The following is a 22,397-nucleotide window of genomic DNA, read 5'->3' as shown; positions in this document are numbered from 1 at the left end:
ATTCCCGCTGCTATACAGCACGGCGTTGTGGGTGGCCGCTCCCTTCGGCGAATGGTCCGACCGTCCCGCCGCTACGTCGGTTACTAGAGCAGATGCATCCGCCCGCTCGGTACCTCTCTTCGTGGAACGAACGACAGGGGCGTAGCAACCGACATCATCGGGTGGCCGCCGAACACATCGAACGGTATGGCGAGCATGCTATGTTCGTGCAACAACTGCTGCCATGGGCGATTCAGCAATGTGTGGTAGCCGCTCGCCGAATTCGAAACCTCGATACGCTCCGACGTGAGCGATGCGCGTAACGCCTGCTTTGCAACTGCAAATCCGGTTGCAACTGTTCTCGCAGTTCCGCCGCCGTCGCGAAGCAGGTTGGCCGCGAAGCGAAGATGTTCTTGCGAATTCTCCGAGGCAGCAAAGCTTTCGAAAAGAGCGTCGAGATCATCTGGCGGAACGACGGTAACGCCGAGTACCCCTGGCGAGGCCCAAAGCTTCGAGAGCGAAGTCACGTAGATGGCTTGTCCGGTGCCGAGCAACTGCAGCGACGCCATATCGAGGGTGGTCTGCATGTGGTAGACGCCGTCGATCACGATCCGCCGATTAGGGTCATGGCCCGCCCACGCGATGAGTTGCTCGATCTCTTCCTGGCGAAGGTAATCGCCGCGCGGCTCTACCGGATTTGGGACGAGCATAATGTCCGCATCGGAAGAGTGCAGGACGATGCGTTCGGCGGTCGCGTAGACATCATACGCTAGTCGCTCTTCGCAGGCGATGCGGCCGTACGCCGGATAGACGTCCTGCGGTAGCAACGCGCGCTTCCCACGCTTCGCCCAAAAGCCGAAGAGCAGTCGTAGCGAATGACGTACGCCGCCGGAAATGAGAACGCGCTTTCTCCACTCGATTGGCAAGGCATATGCTTCGAGCCAAAACCGGCTAAGATCGCATCGATGAACGGCTTCGAGCGCAGGTTCGATGCGTCGCTCGCCCGCGAACGCCTTGGCGATGTCGTGCTCGGCCAAATTTCGTATCGTTGGTTTCTCGGCGATTACGGTTGCCTTTATCGCTTGGAATTCTCGAAACGTCACGGCGCCGCCGGCACAACGAACGACTGGGGATCCTCGAGCGACGCGAGGCAAGTAGAATCCGCCATGACGTTCCAGCTTCGGGCGATACCGTTCGCCCGTTCCCAAAATAACGTGGGCTCGGTATACGCCGCCACTTGAAGAGAACGACCGCTCCAGATTCCCTCGAAAATCGGCGAGCCCCACGGCAGGCGCGTCCGGATGCAAAAGCCTCGCCGTTGCAGCAGATCACAAACGAGCTCGAGCGTGACCTGATGGTCGCGCGCCCAGACGTTCGAAGCATCGCTATAATGTGTCGATTCGAGGGTCGTCGAGACGTAAAGCTCCTTGAAGCAGACCTCGTCGACATCGTGGTCGACTGCCCAGTCCAGGTAGGAGGTTAGTGCAGTCTCACAATCGACCCCGCCCTTCTGTAAAACGCAAATTAAGCGCCGGCGAAATTTGAGCGTATCGAAGGTCGTGAGGGTCGCAAGAATCTTTTCGGTTTTCGTATCCACGCCCATTACGGCGCAGTTGGATTCCGCATCGCCGTGATGCCGAGAGATTGAAAGCACGCTTAACCCGGCGTCCGAATAGTCGCGCAGCTTGTCCTTTCGGATGGCTTCGTCGCTGCGCGCCAGGTGAATGCCGTTGGTGATTAAAACGACGGTCGGAAAATGCGCGGCGCCGAGTGCAATGAGCCTTACCAGCTTCGCGTGACGCACCAAGCCCGGTTCGCCGCCCCCAGTTATTACAAATCGTTGCGCACCGCGGAGCTGCGCCTCACGACACCAAGTGCCGATCGCCTCGAAATCGATGTCCGTACCGATTTGCGTTCGCGATGCCGACGCTTCAGAAAAGCAAAACTTACATGCGGCTTGACAAGCCCTGGCAACCGGCAGAACCGAAAGGCTTCTCGGCCGCAGCGCATCGTAGCCTAACAATGTCGGATTGAGAATCCGCAGGGCTGCGGCGTATGCTTCCTCCACACTCATTACGCCGATCGATCCGTCCAGCGCAACGATGCGAAGTTCCAAAATTCTTAGGCGGCCCGAGGGAAGGAACGTACCTAAACCGGTTCGTTCATTTAGGCGCAGTTGCTGATCTTCGACCTCAGCGCGCATGACCAGAAGACGATCGCCCGGAAGGGCCGTCTTGTTCAACAAGCGAGTCGCTTTTTGCAGTCCAATCTGCAGATCGTCGTCTTCCAGCAGAAAGAATCTGTCCGGATACGTACTTTCACCGATCGCTGACTTGTCGTAACTGCGACCGTACTTATCGTAGGCACGCCCGAAGTTAGAAAGGATGGTAACGTGGTTCATAATGCGCGTAGCCATCGTTAAATCGCCCGGTCGAATTCGCTGAGCGTACGCGCGGACAAGCGGTAGAGTTGCGCCGGCCGGTTGGCCGCGCCGCGACGCAGTTTTCCGGGAACCCGTTCCACCACGTCGAGGTCGTCGATCTTTCGGCGAAACGACTTCTTATCGAGGCGTTCGCCGATGACGCACTCGTATACAGTTTGTAATTCGCCCAATGTGAACGTTCGCGCGAGCAGAAACGCCGGAAGGGACGAATATGCGCCTTTCCCACGCAAACGATCCAGTGCCGCCACGCAGATCGCGTTGTGGTCGAACGGCAGTCGCGGAATCGCACGCACGTCAATCAGAGTCCAAGGTCCGTGCTGTGGCAGCGCGGCCTCTGGAACTACGGCATAATAAACGATGCTGATCGACCAGCCTCGCGGATCGCGCGCCGCACCTGAAAATGTATAGAGTTGCTCGAGGAAGTACCCGCCAGTGAGACTCGCCTTTCCGGCGAGAATACGACGTGCGGCGGCCCCCGCGTCGGCGTCCTCGTCCGCGTGGATAAAGCCGCCGGGTAGAGCATACGCGCCAGCAAAGGGGGCCAGCTCCCGCTTGACCAGCAGCAACTGCAGGATGTCTTCGCGCAGGGTAAAGAGCGCCACGTCCACCGTCGCGATCGGTATTTTGAACTCACCCGCTACCGACCGCTCTTGAATCTTCACTGTTAGTGGCATTATACCACGAACTTAATTGCCTTACAACGCCGCAGGACGATAAAATCCTCGCGCGGCATCATTGGAAAGTGCTCCGAAACACTTTCGCGCGGTTGCCCAAACCCTGCCGCGGAGATCGCGATCTAAGGTAGCCGGTGCCTACACGATTAGCGGCTGTTGGCCTAGCGATAGTGCTATCTTCGTGCGCCGGGCCGTGGGGAGCGCCGACCCACGTCGATCTCAGCGCACCGAGCGGCGCGGTCGTCGCGCGAGCCGAGGTATATCTGGAGCCCTGCTCTTACCCGTGCGTGCCGCACGGCGGAAGCGACATCGAGATTACGACCATCGAACTCCCGCACGACGCGAACTACGCGGTTGCGCTGGCGAACGGCGATTGTGCATTGCCGAAGCACGTTCGAGTGTTAGGAACGTTTCGTGGTGATTACATCGACACGGTACGCGACGATACGCCGGTGCGCTCGTTGACCAGCGGACGCTACGTGTTGCTAATACGGAACGCTCGGCACGCCGATCGAAATCTTGCGTGCGGCGTTATAAAGGCGAAATGGTTTTGAACGAGGCTGAACGTCCGACAGCGCTTATCGTCACCCACGCGGCGGCCATGATCATTGCGTTCAGCGCGAACTCCGACCAGCTGTTGTGAGATCGTGGGTGCGCGATGAGTGCCGGAACCCACACGAGCAACCCGAATACGGCGATCATAACGGCCGTGAGAGCGAGCGCGAGCCGCGCACGGATGTTGAGAAGAATGGCAATCGCCGCTAGAGCGAACGCAACCGTCGTCAGACCGGCCCAGAACACTTGATTCGGTGGTATCCATTTGGGGACGAATCCGGCGGTGACGCCGAAATACACGGTCTGCATGAGCGTGAACGACACGACGCTCAGACCGTAACCGATCCGGGCGATCCCATTTAGCGTCGCCGCCCGGGATGTGTTGAGTTCGTTCGCGGCGTACAACGCGATCGCTCCGCTCAAAATCGAAAACTGTTCGAAGAACGAGCCGTATTGTGCGTAGATTTTGGGAGCGGCGAACATACCCGGGATACACGCGATCGAAAAAATCCCGAACAGTACGACGACGATTCCCGCCCCGATGCGCACAGCACGAGTGGCGATCAGCAGAACTCCCCCCACGATCAGGGCGACCATCAGCATGTCGCCGATGACGTCGCCCATTGGCAAGCGCAAGATGCGGTGCAGGCTCTGCCACGTATCGACATCGTGCCATATCCCTAAGATGACCCCGAAGAGGATGACGGAAGCGCCGAAAACGATCCGGCCGTAGGAAGTGGCCTTCATGTCAAGCGCAACGCCCGCAGGACCGGTGTCGTGACGCCCGGCTTACTTGCCAACCGGGGGGAAGATCGTGATCGTACTCGACTGAAAGTTATCGACGTAGAGATTTCCGGACTTGTCGAAGAGAAACGCGATCGGCTGTTTGACGTCGGGACAGAAACTCGCGATCGGGCGTCCCGAATGCGGCGCGTATTTATTGACCGCCCCGCCGGTGAGGTCGGCATTGCCGACGTAGAGGTCGCCGGCTGCGTCGATCCCCAGCGCGTTCGGCTTGCTAACACCGCGGAAGAGTTCGCGGGTGGGCGTATCGCCGCCGGGCGGATAGATCGAAACGCTGTCGTCACGGAAGTTGGCAACGTACAGGTTTTGCTGAGCGTCCAGCGCTAGCCCTTGCGGATCCTTGATCTCTTTCGTGATGAACCGCTCGGGCGCGCTGCCCCCGGGAGCGATCACCGCTATTCTATTAATGCGTGGGTTGGCAACGTATAAATTTCCATCGGAATCGAAGGCAATGGCGAATGGGTCGTTGAGTCCCTTGGAGATCGTCCGCTCCGGCGTGTCCTTGCCCGGTGCGAAGACCGATATCGTGCTAGTATAATTGTTTACGACGTACAGATTGCCGGACGAATCGAACGCCAGCGCCTCGGGAGAGTCGGTTCCATCGACGATCTCGCGCTTAAGATTGAATTTCCCCGGGCCGTACACGGTAACAGACCCGTTGGCGCGATTCGCGACGAAGAGGTCGCCCTTCGAATCGAACGCCAGCGCGGTCGGGTGGCTCACACCGATCTCGATCGTTTCTGACGGGGCGTCTTTTCCGGGCGGGTAGACGGTCACGTTGTTCGCATTCGCGTTCGCGACGACGAGATCGCCATCGGTGTCGAACACGATCGAACGCGGTTTGTCGACGCCGCCGCGGATAACTCGCGTCGGCGCGGTGCAGGCGACTGCCGGAGATGTTACGGCGCCCGGCAATGCGTTGGACGCCCCGCTGGACGACTGGGCGGCGTTAGAACAGCCGGCAAGGAGCAGTGACGCGCACGCGAGGCTCCCCAAATAGGTAAAAGATCGATGTCTCAAGTTGTCATCCTTTCGCCTTTAAAGAACGTTCGTGCCGGTCAAAAACTCTCAGCGACCTTCGCCTTAGGATCGGCGGCCACTTCTCGCCCGCATGGCGTTGAAGAAGGCGGCGTGCTCCCCGACGATCTGCGTGACTTCAGACGGGTCTACCGCGAGGTTGGCGTTGCCGTGCTCGAACGTGCCACCCAGAACGATGCCGTCGGTGCGTGGAAACATGTAGCGTCCACCGTGCAACGTGATGTAGTCGACGGCAGGCTGCGGTGCGAGAACCGAGAGCTGCCCGCGAATCGGCTCGAGCTGCGTATCGCCGGTCAGCTCTTTTGCCCCAAGACCCGTGCAGTTTATGATAAGCGCTTCGTCGAGGGGCAGCACTTCCGCCGCCGATGCGAACGAGCGCACGAAGATCCGGCCGCCGTGCTCGAGCACGTCGGTTTCGAGCTCGGCCAGGTAACGATTCGGTTCGATGAACATCGTGAGCAACCGCGTTGCATATCGTGTAGGGAATGGATGCTCGCCCGGGCCGTACGTTTTGACTTCGGGGTAGAGGTTTGAGATGAGGCGCACGCCGGACGAATTCATTTCTTGACTCGCGGGTTCGTCGTGGCAGTCGTAGTTTTCAATCCAGCGCACGCCGTAGCGTTCGCCGAGCATCGTTTGATATCGCTGATACGAAAGATTAGCGGCTTGAATAAATTGCGCTCGAAACGCTGCGTCTATGCGTGCCGGATCGAAAACAGAGGTCGGCGACCATTGGGCACCGGAACGATTCGATGTTGTATCGGGCGGCAAGTCGCACGCGTAGATGGTCACGTCGAAACCGGCGTCTTGAAGAACGCGCGCCGTCGAAAGGCCGTTGACACCGCAACCGATGACGGCGACTCGCCGCTGTTGCGTTCGGAGTGCGATGTCGCGGGCGAGCAACGCCGTGCCCCAAGAAAGCGTCATTCCTGCGCCGCCATGCCCGTAGTTGTGCACGATCGTTTTGTTGTTGCGGCGCTCTTCGCGAAGAACGAATCCGCCGGCGCGGTAGGGACGTAATCCGACGGTCGTGCGCGTAACACGATCGAGCGAAACGTCGACCGGAGTAAGCGAGCGCACCGACTGGGCGAGCGCGAGCCGTGGAACACCGAACATACCCACGCCCACTGTCGCACTGCATATCGTAAGGAATCGTGCGCGTTTCAAATTTTTCTCTAACCAGTTCTATTAGGCTTAGGGCGAAGCCGTGGGCGCACCCGCGCTGCCCGAGCGGAGAGGCGGATTAAGCAGTATCCCAAGGACGTCGGGCTCGTTAAGATGCTCCTGTTGACGGTATTTCCTCGAATCGAAGAGCCAATCCGGCAGATGTGTTGGAAACGTTACTGCGTTGGTTTGAACGTCGCTCGTCACCCTTGCATATTCGCGAAAGTCAAACGGAGCTTCGTACAAATATATCGAGCGCGTAACTACCCAGTAACCCGCTATCGGAGCGAAATAGCTTGTGAATTCGGCGGACGTTGGGGGTTTGGTATCCACGGTTCCTATATAGTGCGCCTTCCAGATATCGAAGGTCCGTACGTCGACCCACAGATCGCGCAGAATGTGCGTCGAGGGATTTTTCAAAGGCCTCAAGATCAGGTGATACGTCATGTGGTCGTTGATGCTTTCGATTCCCACGTTTTCAATCGCATAGTCTGAATTCGAAGTCGCGCTGACCACGGCGATCGTCTTAAGGCCGCTCGCGACACCCGGTTGTATCGTGGGATCGTTACTGGACTTTGCCACACGAACCGATGCTCGCAACGACAAGGCGAATGGAGTGATGATCTGCTGCGCGATATACGCTCGAGGAAGTTTCCCGTCCGCGATGGTTCCATTGGGATCGTCCGGTGTCGAGAGATTTTCTGTCCCGTCGGATGTGCGCACCGCGCATCGCTCGAGCCGCGAGGAGGTTGTGGCATCTCCCGCACCCGCCCAAACACCGGTGCTAACTCTCGTCTCCCAAGTGGTCGTCCACACGGCATAGGGACCGATCGGATAGGCTTGTAGTCGTCGAAAAGAAGTAGCGAATACTTGTTGGGGCGAGGGCGTAGAGCTCGGTACAGGCAAGGGCGTTTGCGCTTGCAAGACGACAATGACCGACGCCAGCAGACCGGCTCGGTAAGCGGTTCGTGAAATGTCGGCACCGGCTAAAGCGCAGCCCATACTAGTTCGCCTGTATCTCGGCGCGATGCTGTTCAGTGCATCCACGGAAAATTTGCCCAGGAAGGGACTCGAACCCCCACGATGTTGCCACCACTGATACCTGAAACCAGCGCGTCTACCAATTCCGCCACCTGGGCGCGGAATCGCACGGCTTCGCGCCGGGGAGCATCCGCCCTGCCCGGCGCAGAAGCTCGGCAGCGATGAAGCCGCACGAAGCCATCATGGCCGAAATCGTCTTTCCCGACCAAACGAATCATTACGGCACGCTCTTTGGAGGCGAAGCGCTGAAGATGATGGACAAAGCCGCATTCATCGCGGCGAGCCGCTTCAGCCGAACCGCTTGCGTCACCGCGTCGCTCGATAAAACCGATTTTCGCCAACCGGTGCGGCAAGGCGACCTGGCCGAAGTCGTGGCCAACGTCGTTTCGCGCGGCAAGACGTCGATGGTCGTGAAGACCGAACTTTTCTCCGAGAACCTATTGACTGGCGAACGCCGCCTCTGCACCGTCAGCCACTTTGTGATGGTCGCCGTCGACGACAGCGGACGTCCGATCAATTTCGAGGGCACCCATCCGCTCGATCTGCCCGAATAAGCCCTCAGCGACCGACGTCGCAACCGGGCCGCCGGGTGCGAGGTCTTGAGGGACCGGTATGCCGCTTTCTCTTGTTGAGCTCGCCGCCCCGGCGATTCTCGATCCCTATTCGCAGGCCGTTACGGCCGCAGCCGAACGAGTTAGCCCTGCCGTCGTCTCGATCGAAGTTCGAAACGGACGCGGCGGCGGCAACGGTTCCGGCTTCATTTTCACGCCCGACGGATTCGTTCTCACCAACAGTCACGTGGTGCACGGCGCGGAGTCGATTACGGTTGCGTTGCTCGATGGCCGGGAGTTACCCGCTCGCCTCATCGGCGACGATCAGCATACGGACTTGGCGGTGCTTCGACTCGACGCGCCGGAGTTGCAGCACGCGACGCTCGGCGATTCTAGCGAGTTGCGCCCCGGACAGCTCGTCGTCGCCGTCGGCAATCCGTTCGGGCTAGCATACACCGTCACGGCCGGCGTGGTGAGCGCGCTCGGACGAACGTTGCGCTCGCAGTCCGGGCGCCTGATGGACAATATCGTGCAAACCGACGCGGCCTTGAACCCGGGCAACTCCGGCGGACCGCTGGTGACTGCCGACGGCGACGTGATCGGCGTTAACACCGCCGTGCTTCCGGGTCAAGGCTTGTGTTTCGCCATCGCGATCAACACTGCGAAATTCGTTGCCGGCTTGCTGATGCGCGATGGTAAGGTTCGGCGCGGCTATCTCGGATTTGCCGGCCAAGATGTCGTGCTCTCCGATGCGGCGGTTCGGCGTTTCGGTCTGGATAAGGGTTCGGCCATCATCGTGCATTCGGTCGAATCCGGAAGCCCCGCCGACATCGCGCGGCTGCAGCCCGGCGACGTGCTGCTTGCATTTGAAGGAAGCCGGCTGAACGGGCTCGACGCGCTGCACAAGATTCTTACGAGCGTCGATCTCAGCCGTCCGTATAAGTTGGACGTTCTGCGCAAAGGCGAACGATTGTCGCCGATCGTGTTACCGGTCGAATCGCGCGATGATACGTAAGCTACTTCCGATCCTCGGGATCACGTTCATCGACATCGTCGGGTTCAGCATGCTGATCCCGATGCTGCCGTATTTCGTGACGCACTTCGGCGCGACGCCGCTGGTCGTCGGGCTGCTGTTCGCGTCGTTTTCGGCCTGCCAATTGGTCGCGGCGCCGCTCTGGGGCGCTATCTCGGATCGCATCGGTCGCAAGATGGTGCTGATCGTCAGCCAAATCGGAGCGACGATCGGCTGGACGATGCTCGCATTCGCACCGACGATCGGTTGGGTATTCTTCGCGCGGATCGTCGAAGGCATTTCGGGCGGCAACATCAGCGTCACCCAGGCCTACGTCGCCGATCTCGTCGAGCCGAAAGATCGTTCGCGTGCGTTCGGCCTGATCGGCGGAACCTTTGCGGCCGCGATGATTTTTGGCCCGCTCGGAGGCGGGTTGCTTTTTGCCCGCTTCGGTTTCAAAGCACCGTTTCTGACTGCGGCGGCGCTGCAATTCTTGACGTTGCTCTTGACGTACTTCGCACTGCCCGAGTCTCGCACCAAACTCGAGCGCGAGGAAACCACCGGCGTCGGCAGCATTTTAACCAGTTTTCGCAAACCGCGTCTCTCGCGAATTCTCTGGCAAAAGCTGGCGATTTCGCTGGGGCTGTACGGCTGGTTCTCGGTGATCGCGTTGTACTTAAACGGCCAGCTCCACTTCACGCTGACCGAAACGGATTATTTCTTCTCGTTTTTTGCGGTCTTCAACGTCTTGTCGAACGTCTTTCTGGTTGGGCGCATGTCGAACTGGCTCGGCGATCGTACCATGTCCAACGTCGGTTTAGCAGCCTTAGTGCTGGCGTTTGCTTCGGTAGCTGTCGTGCACAACATTTTCGCACTCGCGGGTACGATGCTGCTCTTTGCATTCGGTATGGCGCTTGCAAATACGGGCATAACCGCATTGATCAGCAACACCGCGACGGGTCGCGAGCAGGGCATGGTGCTCGGGGCGTCGTCGTCGTTGGATTCGTTGTCCGGTATTCTCGCGCCACCAATTTCCACCGGTTTACTCGGCCGATACGGACCCGGATTCGCCGGACTGGAACCACTCGCGCTCGAGGCGGTCGCGTTGCTTCTCGGTTTACTCGGAGCGCGCGCCGAACGCGAAACGCCAGAATTAGTCCAGAAACCCGACAACCTTGCCGACGATGTCGAAATGCTGAGCGCGGAGTCCGTGCAATAAGCGCGCTCTAACGCGGTAACGTTTGCGGGTTGCCGTCGCGAATGCGCCCGGATTCGACTTCCTCCAACAGATCTTTGAGCCAATCGCGATCGAGGCGTCGTTGCTTTTCCAAATGACGGAACAGCTGCGCGCCTCCGGTCGAAACGCCCTCGCCCATCTCTTTGCGTAACGACTTCAATTCGGCGATCAACTCTTCGGTACGCGCGATCTTGCGCTTGATGGCCTGGGCCAACTTCTCGCGTGGAACGCAGTGCAAAAAGAGAAGCGGTCCGTAGAGCGTCTGCGAAACCGGACGATCGCCGTCGAACAAACGATAGAAGCCCTCTTCGAACTCGGCGCGGCCCTGCGGCGTAATCGTATAGATCGTCCGGACGCCGCCGCGCGGTACCCGCTCCTGCGCGACGGGCGCGATCGAACCGTCCTTCTCGAGTTGCCGGATCGAGTAGTACAGCGATCCGACGTCGACATCGAGGTAGCACTCCACCAGGGCACTTTCGAGCCGACGCTTGATCTCGTAGGGATGCAGATCGCCCCGATGGAGCGTCCCGAGAATCAGGAGCCTTGCCTTCATAGTTTAATTACACTATTATAATCAAACCAAGAAAACGAGTAGCGGAGGCAGATGTATGTGGCGGACCGTCCTGGGAGTCGTCGTTGGCCTGGTGGCCTGGGTACTCGTCGTCACACTGCTGGATATCGTGCTTCGGTGGAGCATTCCCGGCTACGCGAGCGTGGAGCACGCGCTCACGTTTACGTTGACGATGGAGATCGCGAGGCTTTCGATTGCGGTTGCGACGTCGTTGATCGCCGGCGCCATCGTGCGCACGATCGCCCCTGAGAGCCGAGTCGCCCCGTGGATCGTCGGCCTCGTTTTGCTCGCGTTCTTTGTGCCGACGCACGTACAGATCGGGACTCGTCTTCCGCTGTGGTATCACCTGACGTTTTTGCTCACGCTGGCACCGCTCGTGGCGCTCGGTGCGCGGCTGGTTCCGGCCCGGCGCTGACTACGCCGCAGTTCTCTTTCTGCGGCCGCCGCGAGCCGGACGCTCGCGTTCGGTTTCGTCGGCATCTTCGCTCGATGCATCAGCTCTGCGTTTCTTGCTCTCTTCCAAGCTCTTTGCGAGCACGTCCATGAGGTTGACGACCTTCGAGCGCGCCGGTGCCTTCTTGGGTTGCGGCAGTTCTTTGCCGTTGACGCGAGCGTCGATCATCGCGAGCAGTTCGTCGTGATATTTGTTCGTAAATTTCTCCGGTTCGAACGCTTCGACGCTCATGGCGTCGATCAGCATTTTTGCCATTTTCATTTCAGCTTCCGGAAGTTTTTCGCTATCGGGTAACTCGAGCGTCCCGGTGTCGACGATCTCGTCGGCCCAGTGCATCAACTCGAGCACGAGCGCGTCGCCCAACGGCTTGACGGCGGCGATGTACTCTTTGGTTCGTATCACCACGCGCGCGATCGCCACGCGTTTGCTGGTCGACAGCGCTTCGCGCAAGAGCGCGTACGCGTGCTTCCCTTGTTTGGTCGGCTCGAGATAATACGGCTTGTCGAAAAACATCGGGTTGATTTGATCGAGTTCGACGAACTCGAGAATATCGACCGATTGCGTAGCCTCGGGATTGACCTTCTTGAAATCGTCGTCGGTGAGGATGACGTACTCGCCCTTCTCGTATTCGTAACCCTTGACGATCTCGTCCCAAGGCACGGGCTTGCCGTCGACGCTGCAAACGCGCTCGTACTTAATACGACCCTCGTCCTTTGCGTGCAGCATGTTGAATGAGAGATCGTCGGACTTAACGGCGGTGAAGACCTTGACCGGGATGGTCACCAGGCCGAAGTTGATAGAACCGGACCAAATCGCGTGCGCCATAGTCCGACTATTCTACCCGCTTCGCGGCTTCCGTCCCTCGCTTGCTCGACCGGCTCGTACGAGGGGCTTTGGCGGCGCCCGCTTTTTCCTCAGTCCAGGCGGTCTGGGCCGCCTCGATCGCCGGCTCTAAGCGTTGTTGTTTCCAAGCTTTCCCGGCCCATACGTCGCCTTTTGCCGCGAGGCGTTTAGGTGTGGTGGCGATGGTGAACTTGGCGAACTCATCGGCCGGAACGATGGGTCCGCGTTTGCGCGCCATGGCCTCGACCTCGGCCCACTCGAGCGGCGTGGAGACCGGCGCCTTATCACGAGCCCGAACGCAGTAGGGAACCACATACGTTTTGCCTCGCCCGACTTGCACGTAGTCGAGATACACGGCTGCCGGGTGGCGTTTGGCGATCGCCCGTTCGAGCGTGACCTGCTCGCCCAGTCCGGAGGCGACGTGCCGTGCGACTAGTTCGGCGAATAGTTTTGCGCTTTCGTACGAATAGCCGCCGGCGAGCGGCACGAAAACGTGTAACCCCATTCCGCCGGACGTCTTCACCAACGACTGCAATCCGATCCCGTCGAGCGTATCGCGCATTGCGAGCGTCACTGCCGCGAGTGTTTTGAGCGTACAATCGTCGCCGGCGTCGATGTCGAAAAATACGAAATCCGGCTCGTCGAGCGTTTCCACGCGCGACGTCCACGCGTGCAACGGAATGGACGCTAAATTGGCGGCATAGACGAGCGTTGGCTCGTCGTTACACACGACGTACGTGACCTTCTTACCGCCCTCCGACGCCGACGTTGTGACGCGATCGACCCAATCGGGAACGCCTTTCGGCAAGTTCTTCTCAAAGAACGACGGGCCGTCGACGCCGTCGGGATAGCGCTGCAACGTCAGCGGGCGTTCCTTGAGATACGGCACGATCGTCGCAGCAACTGCACGATAATACGCGATCAAGTCGCCCTTGGTGTAGCCGTCCCGCGGCCACAGTACTTTATCGAGGTTCGACACCGTTACGCGTCGCGAACCTACGTCGATGGTCGTGCGTTCGCTCACGCTCACGGTACCCTCCCTGACCGTCGAGCCATTGCGCGAGGCTGGGGGAACGTCCTACCGCCAGCGAAGTCGCATGTGTGAAGCATTTCAGTATGTTGGCATTGGCCGTTGCGGCCGTGGTGGCTTCGATCGTACCGGCGACCACCGCACGCGGTGCGACCGCGACGCCGTCGGTGTCCGACGCGTCGATCCAGTCTGCGATCGTGGCCGCCGTCGAAAGAGACCGCCGCAAGTACGGCGGCGTCACGCCGATACCGGGAGTCCTGATCGGCGTGTGGGACGGCTCCGGTCACTCGTTCACCCGAGGCTTCGGGTACGCGGATTTGGAGGCGAAGCGCCCGCTCACGGCCGCCGACCACTTTCGCATCGGCAGCAATACCAAAACGTTCGTCGTGAGCGTATTGCTCCAGTTGATTGCAGAGAAGAAGCTCACGCTCGACGATCCGGTCAGTCATTTCTCGCTCGGCATTCGCATTCCGAACGGTAACAACATTACCGTTCGTGAGCTGTGCAATATGCGCAGCGGCCTCTTCGAAGCCTACAACACGCCGCAGTTCGACGCGCTACAGATGAAGCTTCCGGCGAAGTTCGATCCCCGCATGTTGATTCGGTGGGCCGTCGCACACAAGCCGTATTTTGCGCCGAACGGCGGCTATCATTATAGCAACACCAACTATTTGCTGCTCGGACTCATCGTCGAAGACGTGACGAAAGACAGCGTCGGCAATCAGATTCGCAAGCGCCTCATCGAGCCGTTCCGACTCGCAAACACGACGTATCCGAGCACCGAAGCCATGCCGGGTCCGTGGGCCCGCGGATACGGACTGGACGCGAAACGAAATTGGGAAGACGTCAGCAATACGGTTCCGGTGCAGTTCATGGGTGCGGCGGGTGAGATGGTTTCGAATATGGCGGACGTTAAGAAGTGGATAAAGCTCTATTCCCTCGCGAAAACCGGCGGTCCGCCGTCGTACACGCCCGACTCAGAATGCAAGCAAGTCGTCGGCAATAAGAAGTTCGGTCTGGCAATCAATTGTACCGCCGGTTGGTACGGATATACCGGTGGTCTTCCCGGTTACAACACCGCCGATTATTATTACCCCGCGGGCGATGTGACCATCGTCGCGTGGGTTACGTATCAAGCGCTACAGCCACCCGAAGGCGTTGCCACGGTCATTTTTCGAGATATCGCACGGATCATGACGCCGTCGAACGTGCCCTTCGTGTACACGGAAGAAGAACTCAAGCAGGCGCATATATAACGCCGGCTTACGAATCTTTGCGAGGTTTCGGTGTCTCCAGCTTCACGCTTGCGGCTTTCTTATCGATACGCTCGCCTAAGAACGCTGGATGACGCAGCAGCTTATCCCGAGTCCACTCCGTAAAACGAACCTGCACGACGATCTGCGGCTCGACCCAGTGCGGCTTCATATTCGAGTCGACCTTGGTATCGAACGGCGACGTATCGCGCGCGATCTTGACGAGCCGCGCATGCAGTTCTTTGAGCAGCTTCTGCGAGAAGCCCGTTCCCACGTGTCCGGTGTAGCGCAACTTCTTTCCGTCGTACGCGCCCAGTAGAAGCGCTCCGAAGCCGACACGGCTATTGCGCGGATCGGTCCATCCGCCGACCACGAACTCTTGCTCGTGCTGCGCTTTGATCTTTACCCAGTCGCGCGAGCGACGTTCTTGGTACGTGGAATCGCGACGCTTGCCGACGATGCCTTCGAGTCCACTCGCTGCGGCAGCTTTGAAGAACTCGCGCCCGGTGCCGACGACGTGTTTCGAATATAGGACTCGGTCGTTCTTGCGAATCGATCGTTCCAGGAACGCCTTCCGCTCTTCGAGCGGCGTCTTGCGCAGATCGCGGCCGTCGGCGTAAATCAGGTCGAACGCAACGAACGTCAAATCGCGTGGCGTTTTTTGCGCCTCTTGCAATCGTTGGAACGAAGAGCGTCCCTCGTCATCGAGACTGACGATCTCGCCATCGACGATGATGGGTGCGCTGTTGAACGCCTGCGCGACGTCGCCTAGTGCAGGAAAGCGAGCCAGCAAATCGATGTCGTTCCGCGACTGCATCGTCAGCGCGCCGTCTTCGTCGATGGTGCAGATCGCGCGGTAGCCGTCCCACTTGATTTCGAACAGCCAATCGTCGTCGTCGAACGGCTCCTCGACCAGCGTCGCGAGCATCACCGACTTCAGCTTCGGAATCGGGTCTCGTTTTACGCGCTGCGGACGTTTGGGAGCGGAAGAATGGCCGGCTTTCGGCTTCGAATTCCAGATCTTCGCCTTCGCATCGCCGGCAACGTCGTCGAGCGTCTTGCCCGTTTTCACCGACTCCGGGTGATCGACCGGATCGTATTTCTCATCGGCGTGTTCGTCGCGGTCTTTGAGCAGCAACCACGGCTCGCCGTGTTCGCCTTCGCGCGCCTTGATCTTCACGAGCGTGAATTCGCCGTTCAACTTGTGACCGTGCATGACGAACTTGATCTTGCCGTTCGCGATTTCGGTCGCGGGGTCGTCGCCTTCTGCCAGTTCGTAGGTACCCTCATCCCACACGATGACGCTGCCGGCGCCGTACTGACCCGACGGGATGTTGCCTTCGAACGTCCGGTAATCCATCGGATGGTCCTCGACGTGCATTGCCAACCGCCGGTCGAGCGGCTTGAGGGTCGGGCCTTTCGGCACGGCCCATGAGGCCAAGACGCCGTCGGCTTCGAGCCGGAAGTCGTAGTGCAGCCGCGACGCATGATGCATCTGCACCACGAAGCGCAATTGTTTGGCCGAACGCGCCTTCTTGCCGCTGGGTTCCGGCGTTTGCTTGAAATCGCGCTTCTTGTTATACAGATCGAGCGATCCGGGTCGCGCGCCGCTCGATGTCTTTTTGGCCGACGGCATCGTGGCGGTTTCGACGCATGGGCGCCGGCCTACCCGCACCGCAAGGCGCTGGCCGTATCGGGGTAACAACAGAGCATCGTGTGGAGCGTGGCCGGTTTAGTCTTGGCGATCGCGTTATCGGCGGTCGCTTGGCGGCGCAGCGCCGCAACGGCCGGCTACTACGATGGCCAGGTGTACGGCATGACGCCGGGCTTCCATCGGCGCTACGCCGCGATCGGCATCGCATTCGCCGCCGTCTTCGCGCTCGCCGCGTGCTTGCGGTACGAAACCGCAGGAATCGTTGCGCTCGCCGTCTTTACGCCATTAGCCATTTTTTATGCAACGTCTTTTGTACGGGGAGCCGACGATGAGTGAGTTTCGTTTCTCTCCGCGACCAAATCGCGCGAACGAAATCGCGTGGATGTCGTGGGGCGCAGCCGCCTTCGATCGCGCACGCGCCGAAGATAAGCCGATACTGCTGTCGATTTCTGCCGTGTGGTGTCACTGGTGCCACGTGATGGACGAAACATCGTATTCCGATTCGACCGCTATCGCAACGATTAACCAGCACTACGTTCCGGTTCGAGTCGATAACGATCGCCGGCCGGATGTCAACGCACGCTACAACATGGGCGGCTGGCCGACGACGGCGTTTCTCGCGCCGGACGGCCAGATTTTGACCGGCGCTACCTATCTGCCGCCGCATCAGCTCAATCGCGCGCTCGAAGAGATCGCCAATTTTTATGCGACGAACAAGGAGACGATCGCCGAACGCGAGGCACCGCCGTCACCGCAATTCGGAGCCGGCGGAGCCGACGCTGAAATCGACGCTTCGATTCCCGAGCGCTTAGCGGACGCGATGGCCGGCAACTTCGATGCGGAATTCGGTGGTTTCGGTGACTCTCCGAAGTTTCCACAACCCGAGTTGCTCGAGTTTTTGTTGGTCGAATGGCGCGCCGCAGGCGACCAGCGCTGTTACAACATGCTCGTAGAAACACTCCTCGGCATGGCGCGCGGCGGAACGTACGACCACGTCGAGGGTGGTTTTTTCCGCTACTCAACGACTCGCGATTGGTCGGTGCCGCATTTTGAGAAAATGGCCGAAGACCACGGCGGTTTGTTGCGCGTGCTAGGTCAACTCGAAACGCTCGCGCCGTCTCGGGACATTCGCGCCGCACTGGTGTCGTCGATTCGCTTCGTGCGCGCGACGCTGCGCGATCCGCAAACGGCGCTCTTTGCCGGCAGCCAAGACGCCGACGAAGCCTACTTCGAACTCTCGCTAGAAAAGCGGCGCGAACGCGAGGCACCGTTCGTCGACCGCACCTCGTATACCAATTGGACGTGCGGACTGGCCGGTGCGTTGTTGTTCGCCGGCCGGGCGCTCGACGACGAACCGATCGTGCAAGAAGGCTGCGAAACGTTAGATGCGGTTGCCGACCGGCTCATCGATGCCGATGGTCTGGCATATCACGTCTTGCGCCCAGGCGGGACGCCCGAGGTGCGCGGGTTACTGACCGACCAAGTCGCATACCTCCGCGCGTCGATCGACGCCCACGAGATCACCGGCGAAGGGCGGTTCCTTGCGCGAGCACGTGACATCGCCGATCGACTGCTCGCGCGCTTTCAGGCCCCGGACGGCGGATTCTACGATCGCGTCGAGATCGAAGAAACGATCGGCCGCCTGGACCGTAGCGATCGGCCTATTGCCGAGAACGGCGTGCTCGCCGAGAACCTTCTGCGGCTCTATGCGCTCGCGCACGACGACGCGTATCGAAGCGCCGCCGTCCGCACCCTCAAACTCTTTGCTCCCGCCTCGCTCCAAGCGGGGTCGTTCGCAGCGGCCTACGCGCGGGCGGTTCGCCGCTTGACGAGCTTGCACTATGCCGTTCGCATCGTCGGCAGCCCGCAAGAAACCGCCAATTTTCGCGAGGCCGCGAGCCGGCTGCCGGCGTTGGCTGCGGTCGGAACCGTGCCGCCCCAGGCGGCCGCCGAGGCCGGCTTGCCGGCGTCTCCGGCGCCGGCGGCCTACGCCTGCACCGATTCTGCCTGCGGGCCGCCGGTGACGGATCCGGCCGGCCTGCGCCAGGCCTACGATCGACTCGCCGCGGCGACGGGCTGAGGCTGAAACACGCGCCGCTTCCAGCCGTAGAGATGAGTGGAGGACATTAAACGTGACACCGTATGCCCAGATGCTTGCCGCCGGGATGCGCCACGAAGCGCAGCCAACATTCGCCTACGAATATCAACGCTACGCCAAGGATCCCGCACTCGCGTTCGTGCTGACGCTCGTGCTCGGAGTCGTCGGTGGTGAATCGTATTACCTGGGCAACTACGCTCGTGGCGTCTTAATGTCGCTCGCGCTCTTTACCGGTGTCGGCCTGTTTATTACGGTGCCGATGTGGATCGTTCGGTGCTTCACCATCCAGAACGAATGCGAAGCGTACAACGACTGCGTCGCCTACATGCTCGCCTCGCGCTACTGGATGTCCGGTTACAACGGCGCGGAAGTACCTCCCGTGCCGCCGGCAGGGCCAGAGCCGATGCGCGTGCGCCCCAACATCGGCGGCGTGCCGATGCCCACGCGGGTGCGTTAACTTGGCACGAATCCCGTTTGAAATCGATACCAAATCGATCAAACGTGAGGCAGATGCTTGCGCCCAAGACGTCGGGCGAATGATGGACGCAGCTCTCGACCGCCCGCTCGCGCGACTCAGGAATAGATTTAACGCGAGCGAGATCATCGCGTCGTTGATGCGGCGATCTTCGGTACGCTCGCTGATCCAAGATTGGCTACGACGCCTTAAGGCATAGAGCGAAAAGCGTTCCCTCGGTCAGAAAAGGCGGTCAGAGTCTGGTGACTCAGCCGGTTTTTCGCTAGTGATCGAACCCAGCGGAGGCGGCGGTTTTCGGTGTCGGTACCACATGAACGTCGTGATCGACGAATACCGTGAACGACTTATCCGTCCCAATGCTGACGTCGTGCCCACGGACGAAGTTGTGCGCGAAGAATCCAAGCGGACCGAGAAGCGCCCATGACAACAATGTGGCCGTACTCGCGGCCCCTTTATTGTCGCCATTTTCACTCGCATGGTTCGTTTGCGAGAGGGCGACCTTACCGCCGTCCACGCTGTAGACCCAATCCACGCTCATTGCGATCTTTCCGCCGCTTCCGTTGCTTCCAGCGTGTGAAACCGACGTGACCGTCGCGTGGCCGTTCGCGCCCGCCGCGACGACGACTTGACCGTTAACGAGCACATCACGCTTGACGACCAGCGCGATCTGATCGTTTTCATTTGCGGTACTCGAAGAAACCGGTTCGGTAAGACTCACCACGACGGTCGTGCCCCCGGGAACTAGAATCGAGTTTGCCGGCACCGGCCCGCTCGTCGGCGTCGTTGTAACCGACGCAGGAGCAGCGGGTGCCGGAGGCTGGATCGGAGCGGACATGCTTACGATCGGAATCGCACAAAGCGTCGCAGCGAGAACGAACAAATAATTGCGATAGTAACAGCGGTTCATAGCGCCTCCCATGACGTACGAATGGGGAAACCGACGCGGCAGAAAAGCCTGCGCGCCGACCAGAAAGTGCAGCGTATCACGGTTTCCACGCCTTGAATAGTCCTCTTAAGCTAGGTTCCCATTTAAAAGCTGGGCGAAGACATTCAGGGGAGAACCAAATTCCCGATGTCGCATCAGAATTGGGCGGTGCGCCAAAGTGAGGCAGCCGAATCGGAATGGATCGAAGCAATACTCGACCACCATTGGGGTGGCCGCTTCGCCGTCGTGAACGAGCAGCGGATCGATTTATTGGAACACCCGGCGCTCGTTGCCGGTGATCGTCAAGGATTGGCTATCTATCGAGTGGTGCCGCGCGCGGAGCTGCTGTTGCTACACGCGGAGCACGCTGGAGCCGGCATTGGAACGGCGCTGATCGGATGTGTCCAGCAAATATGCTTTGCGGCTGGCGCACCGCAGCTGTGGGTTACAACCACCAACGATAATGTACATGCGCTCGCGTTTTACCAACGGCGCGGCTTTCACATCGCGAACGTTCGCGTTGGAGCGGTCGACCGTGCGCGAGCGTTGAAGCCGCAAATTCCCACCGTTGGAAACGCGGGGATTCGAATTCACGATGAGGTCGAGCTCGTTATAAAGCGAGAGGGCGCCAACCGACGCCCTCCCTGAACCCCATCGCGGGTTCTTTCACCCCTTACGCAGACGACTTGTTTGAGCGTGTGGACGACATCGATCAAGTCTCGTTCGGCCTCGATGACGGCGGCGATGCTCTCGTAAGCCCCTGGCGTCTCGTCGATACCCCGGCGTCTTTTCGACAATTGACGCCGAAGGTTGCCGCTTCGAGTTCGGCAACGGTAAAGCGCTTTTTCGCCCCCGTTCGTGACATCCGTTGGCCGGCGCCGTGCGACCACGACATGAACGATTCGCGATTGCAGCGCCGCTTCTATCGTGCTTGAATCGGGACGTCTTGCTCGATCGCAATGCCCGCGGAGTTGCGTGCGATGATTTGCAAAGTGACGTTGTGGTTCATGAAAAACGGAAGGCTCGGGACCTGTGTGGTCGACTCGAAATGCCCGGCGTCGGTCTTATTCATGCTCATGCCGTAACCGCCGACTCGAAGTTCGACGCTGGCCACGTTCGACGAGGCCAAAACGGTAATATCGAGCGGGTCGCCGGCGTGCGGAGTGGTCGAACTTAACCCGATCCACAGTATTTGCGGCAACGCATCCGGCGGGAGCATTACGATTGCGGGTGTAGCTACCGGCGCCGGGGCAGGATTAGCGTTCGAGAGCGGAGCCGGCGTTACGACGGGCGCAGCCGAAGCAGTGGGCGGCGGCGGATCGACGCCCGCGAGCAGCAACGCTCCGGCACTTAAGAGTAGAGCGCGAACCTTTGGACTAGCAGTTACCACCGGGCCCTCCACGCTATGGTTCGTACGAGTTCACGCCGGGCGCACATACACATGCCAGAACCAACAGCCCCACAGGCCGGCGAGAATCGAATAGGCGACGAGAACGTAGCCCCAACGTGCAAATCGATCGCGCACGGCCAACATCATCAACGCAACCAAAAACGGCTCGAAATCGAGCGCGTGGCGCATTCCGAACTGCGCGAAGCCGTTCACGTAGTACAGAAGATTTGGAACGGCCGCAAGGACCGTTAGGATCCACAGCGCGGCAACCCAACGCAGCGGCCCACGCGCGAAAAAGGCCAGTATCAGTGCCGGCGACGTCCACGTTAAGGCGACGCCCGTCATCTCGGGACGTAGGTACGGAAACCCCGTCAATACCGTCGGCAGCTGCACGAAGAACGAGTTCAGCTCGTACGGAACGTATTCTAAGCGAAACGGCGACCCGGTCGGAAAGCCGGCTTGATCTTGGTGATACCAGGCCGTGTACCCGATGTCGTTCCACGTGCCCCATCGCGCGAAGTTGTACCACGTCCATAACAGTGCAACTGGTACCAGTACGGCCGCAAATGCCACGGTCGCGCGTCGCCAGCCAGCGGCGTCTCCAAGCGGGCGGTCGGGCGACCCGGCGCACAAATACCAATAGACCGGGATCGCGACGACCAGCGAGAACCTCGACTCGAACGCGCACGCCGCCCACAATGCGACCAGCCACGCGCGGCGCTTGCCCGCGATCTCTGCAAGTGCTAGTAACGTGAAGCACACCGAGCTCACATGTGCGGCGAACCACACATCGCCCAAGCTGGCGCACCACAACAAGTCGGTGCCACATAATAGGAACGCACAAATCCACGCGTTGCTGTCGGCGTTCAATCCAAAGCGGTCGCCCAATCGCCACGCCGCACCGACTGCGATGGCCGCGAGGATCGCGACCACGATCGTTTGATTTGCCGCCAGGCCGAACAACGCGACCACCGGCAGCAGTAAGACCGCCGGCATCGGTGCCTCGATGACGTAGTGCTGCCCGTTATACGCGAGTGCATCGATGTATGCGCCCGGCCAATCGATCCACGAGTGGCCGTGCAGCCACGCCTGCGCCAGCAACACGAAGTTGTCGTACGGCGTCGCACGCAGATGCGAAATCGCCGCGGTGATGATAAACGCGACGAATCCCGCGATATAGGCCGCGTCGATCCGCCGCGCGGTCAC

At 60.0% G+C, this 22,397-nt stretch carries 24 protein-coding genes and 1 tRNA gene; 10 read left to right on the top strand and 15 right to left on the bottom strand.

Translation table 11 applies throughout. The features are described 5' to 3' along the window. Positions 1 to 83 precede the first annotated feature (83 nt). From VGF98_12205 to VGF98_12195, 3 genes are all read right to left on the bottom strand, one after another. Positions 84 to 1,016 carry an aminotransferase class I/II-fold pyridoxal phosphate-dependent enzyme gene (locus VGF98_12205; GenBank protein HEY1682395.1) on the bottom strand — a complete coding sequence of 311 codons (933 nt, stop codon included), beginning with the start codon at positions 1,014 to 1,016 and terminating at the stop codon, positions 84 to 86. Positions 1,017 to 1,078: 62 nt separating this feature from the next. Next, positions 1,079 to 2,380 (bottom strand): radical SAM protein, encoded by a 1,302-nt coding sequence (locus tag VGF98_12200; GenBank protein HEY1682394.1) that lies wholly within the window; start codon positions 2,378 to 2,380, stop codon positions 1,079 to 1,081. 17 nt (positions 2,381 to 2,397) lie between these two features. Next, positions 2,398 to 3,084: an NUDIX domain-containing protein gene (locus tag VGF98_12195; protein ID HEY1682393.1), complete on the bottom strand. Its 687-nt coding sequence runs from the start codon at positions 3,082 to 3,084 to the stop codon at positions 2,398 to 2,400. Positions 3,085 to 3,230: 146 nt separating this feature from the next. Here VGF98_12195 and VGF98_12190 point away from each other — a divergent pair, with 146 nt between their 5' ends. After that, a complete protein-coding gene (locus VGF98_12190; GenBank protein HEY1682392.1) occupies positions 3,231 to 3,650 on the top strand; it encodes a hypothetical protein in 420 nt (139 codons plus the stop codon). Here the strand turns inward: VGF98_12190 and VGF98_12185 are convergent. The 5 genes from VGF98_12185 to VGF98_12165 all read right to left on the bottom strand — a co-directional run bounded on the left by VGF98_12185 (position 3,628) and on the right by VGF98_12165 (position 7,796). Next, positions 3,628 to 4,398 (bottom strand): hypothetical protein, encoded by a 771-nt coding sequence (locus VGF98_12185; GenBank protein HEY1682391.1) that lies wholly within the window; start codon positions 4,396 to 4,398, stop codon positions 3,628 to 3,630. The two genes, VGF98_12190 and VGF98_12185, sit on opposite strands and share 23 nt — an antisense overlap. A 42-nt stretch (positions 4,399 to 4,440) precedes the next feature. Further along, complete coding sequence (locus VGF98_12180; GenBank protein HEY1682390.1) at positions 4,441 to 5,475, bottom strand: NHL repeat-containing protein; 1,035 nt, start codon at positions 5,473 to 5,475, stop codon at positions 4,441 to 4,443. Between the two features lie 63 nt (positions 5,476 to 5,538). After that, positions 5,539 to 6,609 (bottom strand): FAD-dependent oxidoreductase, encoded by a 1,071-nt coding sequence (locus VGF98_12175; protein HEY1682389.1) that lies wholly within the window; start codon positions 6,607 to 6,609, stop codon positions 5,539 to 5,541. 78 nt (positions 6,610 to 6,687) lie between these two features. Further along, entirely contained in the window at positions 6,688 to 7,380 is a 693-nt protein-coding gene (locus VGF98_12170) for a hypothetical protein (protein HEY1682388.1), read from the bottom strand. A gap of 332 nt (positions 7,381 to 7,712) precedes the next feature. Further along, positions 7,713 to 7,796 (bottom strand) — tRNA-Leu (locus tag VGF98_12165). A gap of 63 nt (positions 7,797 to 7,859) precedes the next feature. Here VGF98_12165 and VGF98_12160 point away from each other — a divergent pair. The 3 genes from VGF98_12160 to VGF98_12150 are packed head-to-tail and all read left to right on the top strand — an operon-like array spanning position 7,860 to position 10,480. Next, positions 7,860 to 8,252 (top strand): acyl-CoA thioesterase, encoded by a 393-nt coding sequence (locus tag VGF98_12160; GenBank protein HEY1682387.1) that lies wholly within the window; start codon positions 7,860 to 7,862, stop codon positions 8,250 to 8,252. Between the two features lie 58 nt (positions 8,253 to 8,310). After that, positions 8,311 to 9,264 carry a trypsin-like peptidase domain-containing protein gene (locus VGF98_12155; GenBank protein ID HEY1682386.1) on the top strand — a complete coding sequence of 318 codons (954 nt, stop codon included), beginning with the start codon at positions 8,311 to 8,313 and terminating at the stop codon, positions 9,262 to 9,264. Continuing rightward, on the top strand, positions 9,254 to 10,480 hold the full coding sequence (locus VGF98_12150) for an MFS transporter (protein HEY1682385.1): 1,227 nt from the start codon (positions 9,254 to 9,256) through the stop codon (positions 10,478 to 10,480). The genes VGF98_12155 and VGF98_12150 overlap by 11 nt, the downstream gene beginning before the upstream one ends. A 7-nt stretch (positions 10,481 to 10,487) precedes the next feature. On the opposite strand, the gene VGF98_12145 is transcribed toward VGF98_12150, so the two are convergent. Next, positions 10,488 to 11,051 carry a PadR family transcriptional regulator gene (locus VGF98_12145; GenBank protein ID HEY1682384.1) on the bottom strand — a complete coding sequence of 188 codons (564 nt, stop codon included), beginning with the start codon at positions 11,049 to 11,051 and terminating at the stop codon, positions 10,488 to 10,490. Positions 11,052 to 11,106: 55 nt separating this feature from the next. Between VGF98_12145 and VGF98_12140 the strand changes: the two genes are divergently transcribed. Continuing rightward, positions 11,107 to 11,484, top strand: coding sequence for a hypothetical protein (locus tag VGF98_12140; GenBank protein ID HEY1682383.1), 378 nt, complete (start codon positions 11,107 to 11,109; stop codon positions 11,482 to 11,484). On the opposite strand, the gene VGF98_12135 is transcribed toward VGF98_12140, so the two are convergent. Both VGF98_12135 and ligD (VGF98_12130) read right to left on the bottom strand, forming a co-directional pair. Further along, positions 11,485 to 12,348 carry a Ku protein gene (locus VGF98_12135; GenBank protein HEY1682382.1) on the bottom strand — a complete coding sequence of 288 codons (864 nt, stop codon included), beginning with the start codon at positions 12,346 to 12,348 and terminating at the stop codon, positions 11,485 to 11,487. Between the two features lie 7 nt (positions 12,349 to 12,355). Next, positions 12,356 to 13,390 carry a non-homologous end-joining DNA ligase gene (gene ligD, locus VGF98_12130; protein HEY1682381.1) on the bottom strand — a complete coding sequence of 345 codons (1,035 nt, stop codon included), beginning with the start codon at positions 13,388 to 13,390 and terminating at the stop codon, positions 12,356 to 12,358. 77 nt (positions 13,391 to 13,467) lie between these two features. On the opposite strand from ligD (VGF98_12130), the gene VGF98_12125 reads away from it, so the two are divergent. Then, positions 13,468 to 14,652 (top strand): serine hydrolase domain-containing protein, encoded by a 1,185-nt coding sequence (locus VGF98_12125; protein ID HEY1682380.1) that lies wholly within the window; start codon positions 13,468 to 13,470, stop codon positions 14,650 to 14,652. 7 nt (positions 14,653 to 14,659) lie between these two features. Here the strand turns inward: VGF98_12125 and ligD (VGF98_12120) are convergent, their stop codons facing one another. Next, positions 14,660 to 16,285, bottom strand: coding sequence for a non-homologous end-joining DNA ligase (gene ligD / locus VGF98_12120; GenBank protein ID HEY1682379.1), 1,626 nt, complete (start codon positions 16,283 to 16,285; stop codon positions 14,660 to 14,662). An 87-nt stretch (positions 16,286 to 16,372) separates the two neighbouring features. On the opposite strand from ligD (VGF98_12120), the gene VGF98_12115 reads away from it, so the two are divergent. Genes VGF98_12115 through VGF98_12105 form a run of 3 tightly spaced genes read left to right on the top strand, consistent with a single transcriptional unit; the run spans position 16,373 to position 18,858 of the window. Beyond that, positions 16,373 to 16,639: a hypothetical protein gene (locus VGF98_12115; protein ID HEY1682378.1), complete on the top strand. Its 267-nt coding sequence runs from the start codon at positions 16,373 to 16,375 to the stop codon at positions 16,637 to 16,639. Further along, on the top strand, positions 16,632 to 18,383 hold the full coding sequence (locus tag VGF98_12110) for a DUF255 domain-containing protein (protein ID HEY1682377.1): 1,752 nt from the start codon (positions 16,632 to 16,634) through the stop codon (positions 18,381 to 18,383). Before VGF98_12115 ends, VGF98_12110 begins: the two co-directional genes overlap by 8 nt. A gap of 52 nt (positions 18,384 to 18,435) precedes the next feature. Then, on the top strand, positions 18,436 to 18,858 hold the full coding sequence (locus tag VGF98_12105) for a hypothetical protein (GenBank protein ID HEY1682376.1): 423 nt from the start codon (positions 18,436 to 18,438) through the stop codon (positions 18,856 to 18,858). Between the two features lie 280 nt (positions 18,859 to 19,138). Here the strand turns inward: VGF98_12105 and VGF98_12100 are convergent, their stop codons facing one another. Then, entirely contained in the window at positions 19,139 to 19,783 is a 645-nt protein-coding gene (locus VGF98_12100) for a hypothetical protein (GenBank protein HEY1682375.1), read from the bottom strand. 165 nt (positions 19,784 to 19,948) lie between these two features. Here VGF98_12100 and VGF98_12095 point away from each other — a divergent pair, with 165 nt between their 5' ends. Then, positions 19,949 to 20,449 carry a GNAT family N-acetyltransferase gene (locus VGF98_12095; GenBank protein HEY1682374.1) on the top strand — a complete coding sequence of 167 codons (501 nt, stop codon included), beginning with the start codon at positions 19,949 to 19,951 and terminating at the stop codon, positions 20,447 to 20,449. Between the two features lie 274 nt (positions 20,450 to 20,723). On the opposite strand, the gene VGF98_12090 is transcribed toward VGF98_12095, so the two are convergent. Further along, positions 20,724 to 21,191 (bottom strand): hypothetical protein, encoded by a 468-nt coding sequence (locus VGF98_12090; protein ID HEY1682373.1) that lies wholly within the window; start codon positions 21,189 to 21,191, stop codon positions 20,724 to 20,726. Positions 21,192 to 21,221: 30 nt separating this feature from the next. After that, positions 21,222 to 22,397 (bottom strand): hypothetical protein, encoded by a 1,176-nt coding sequence (locus VGF98_12085; GenBank protein ID HEY1682372.1) that lies wholly within the window; start codon positions 22,395 to 22,397, stop codon positions 21,222 to 21,224.

The sequence above is a fragment of the Candidatus Tumulicola sp. genome (genome assembly GCA_036490475.1).
Taxonomy (GTDB): Bacteria; Vulcanimicrobiota; Vulcanimicrobiia; order Vulcanimicrobiales; family Vulcanimicrobiaceae; genus Tumulicola.
The sequence above is the reverse complement of the archived record's forward strand: the minus strand, read 5'-3'. Positions and strand labels throughout refer to the sequence as shown.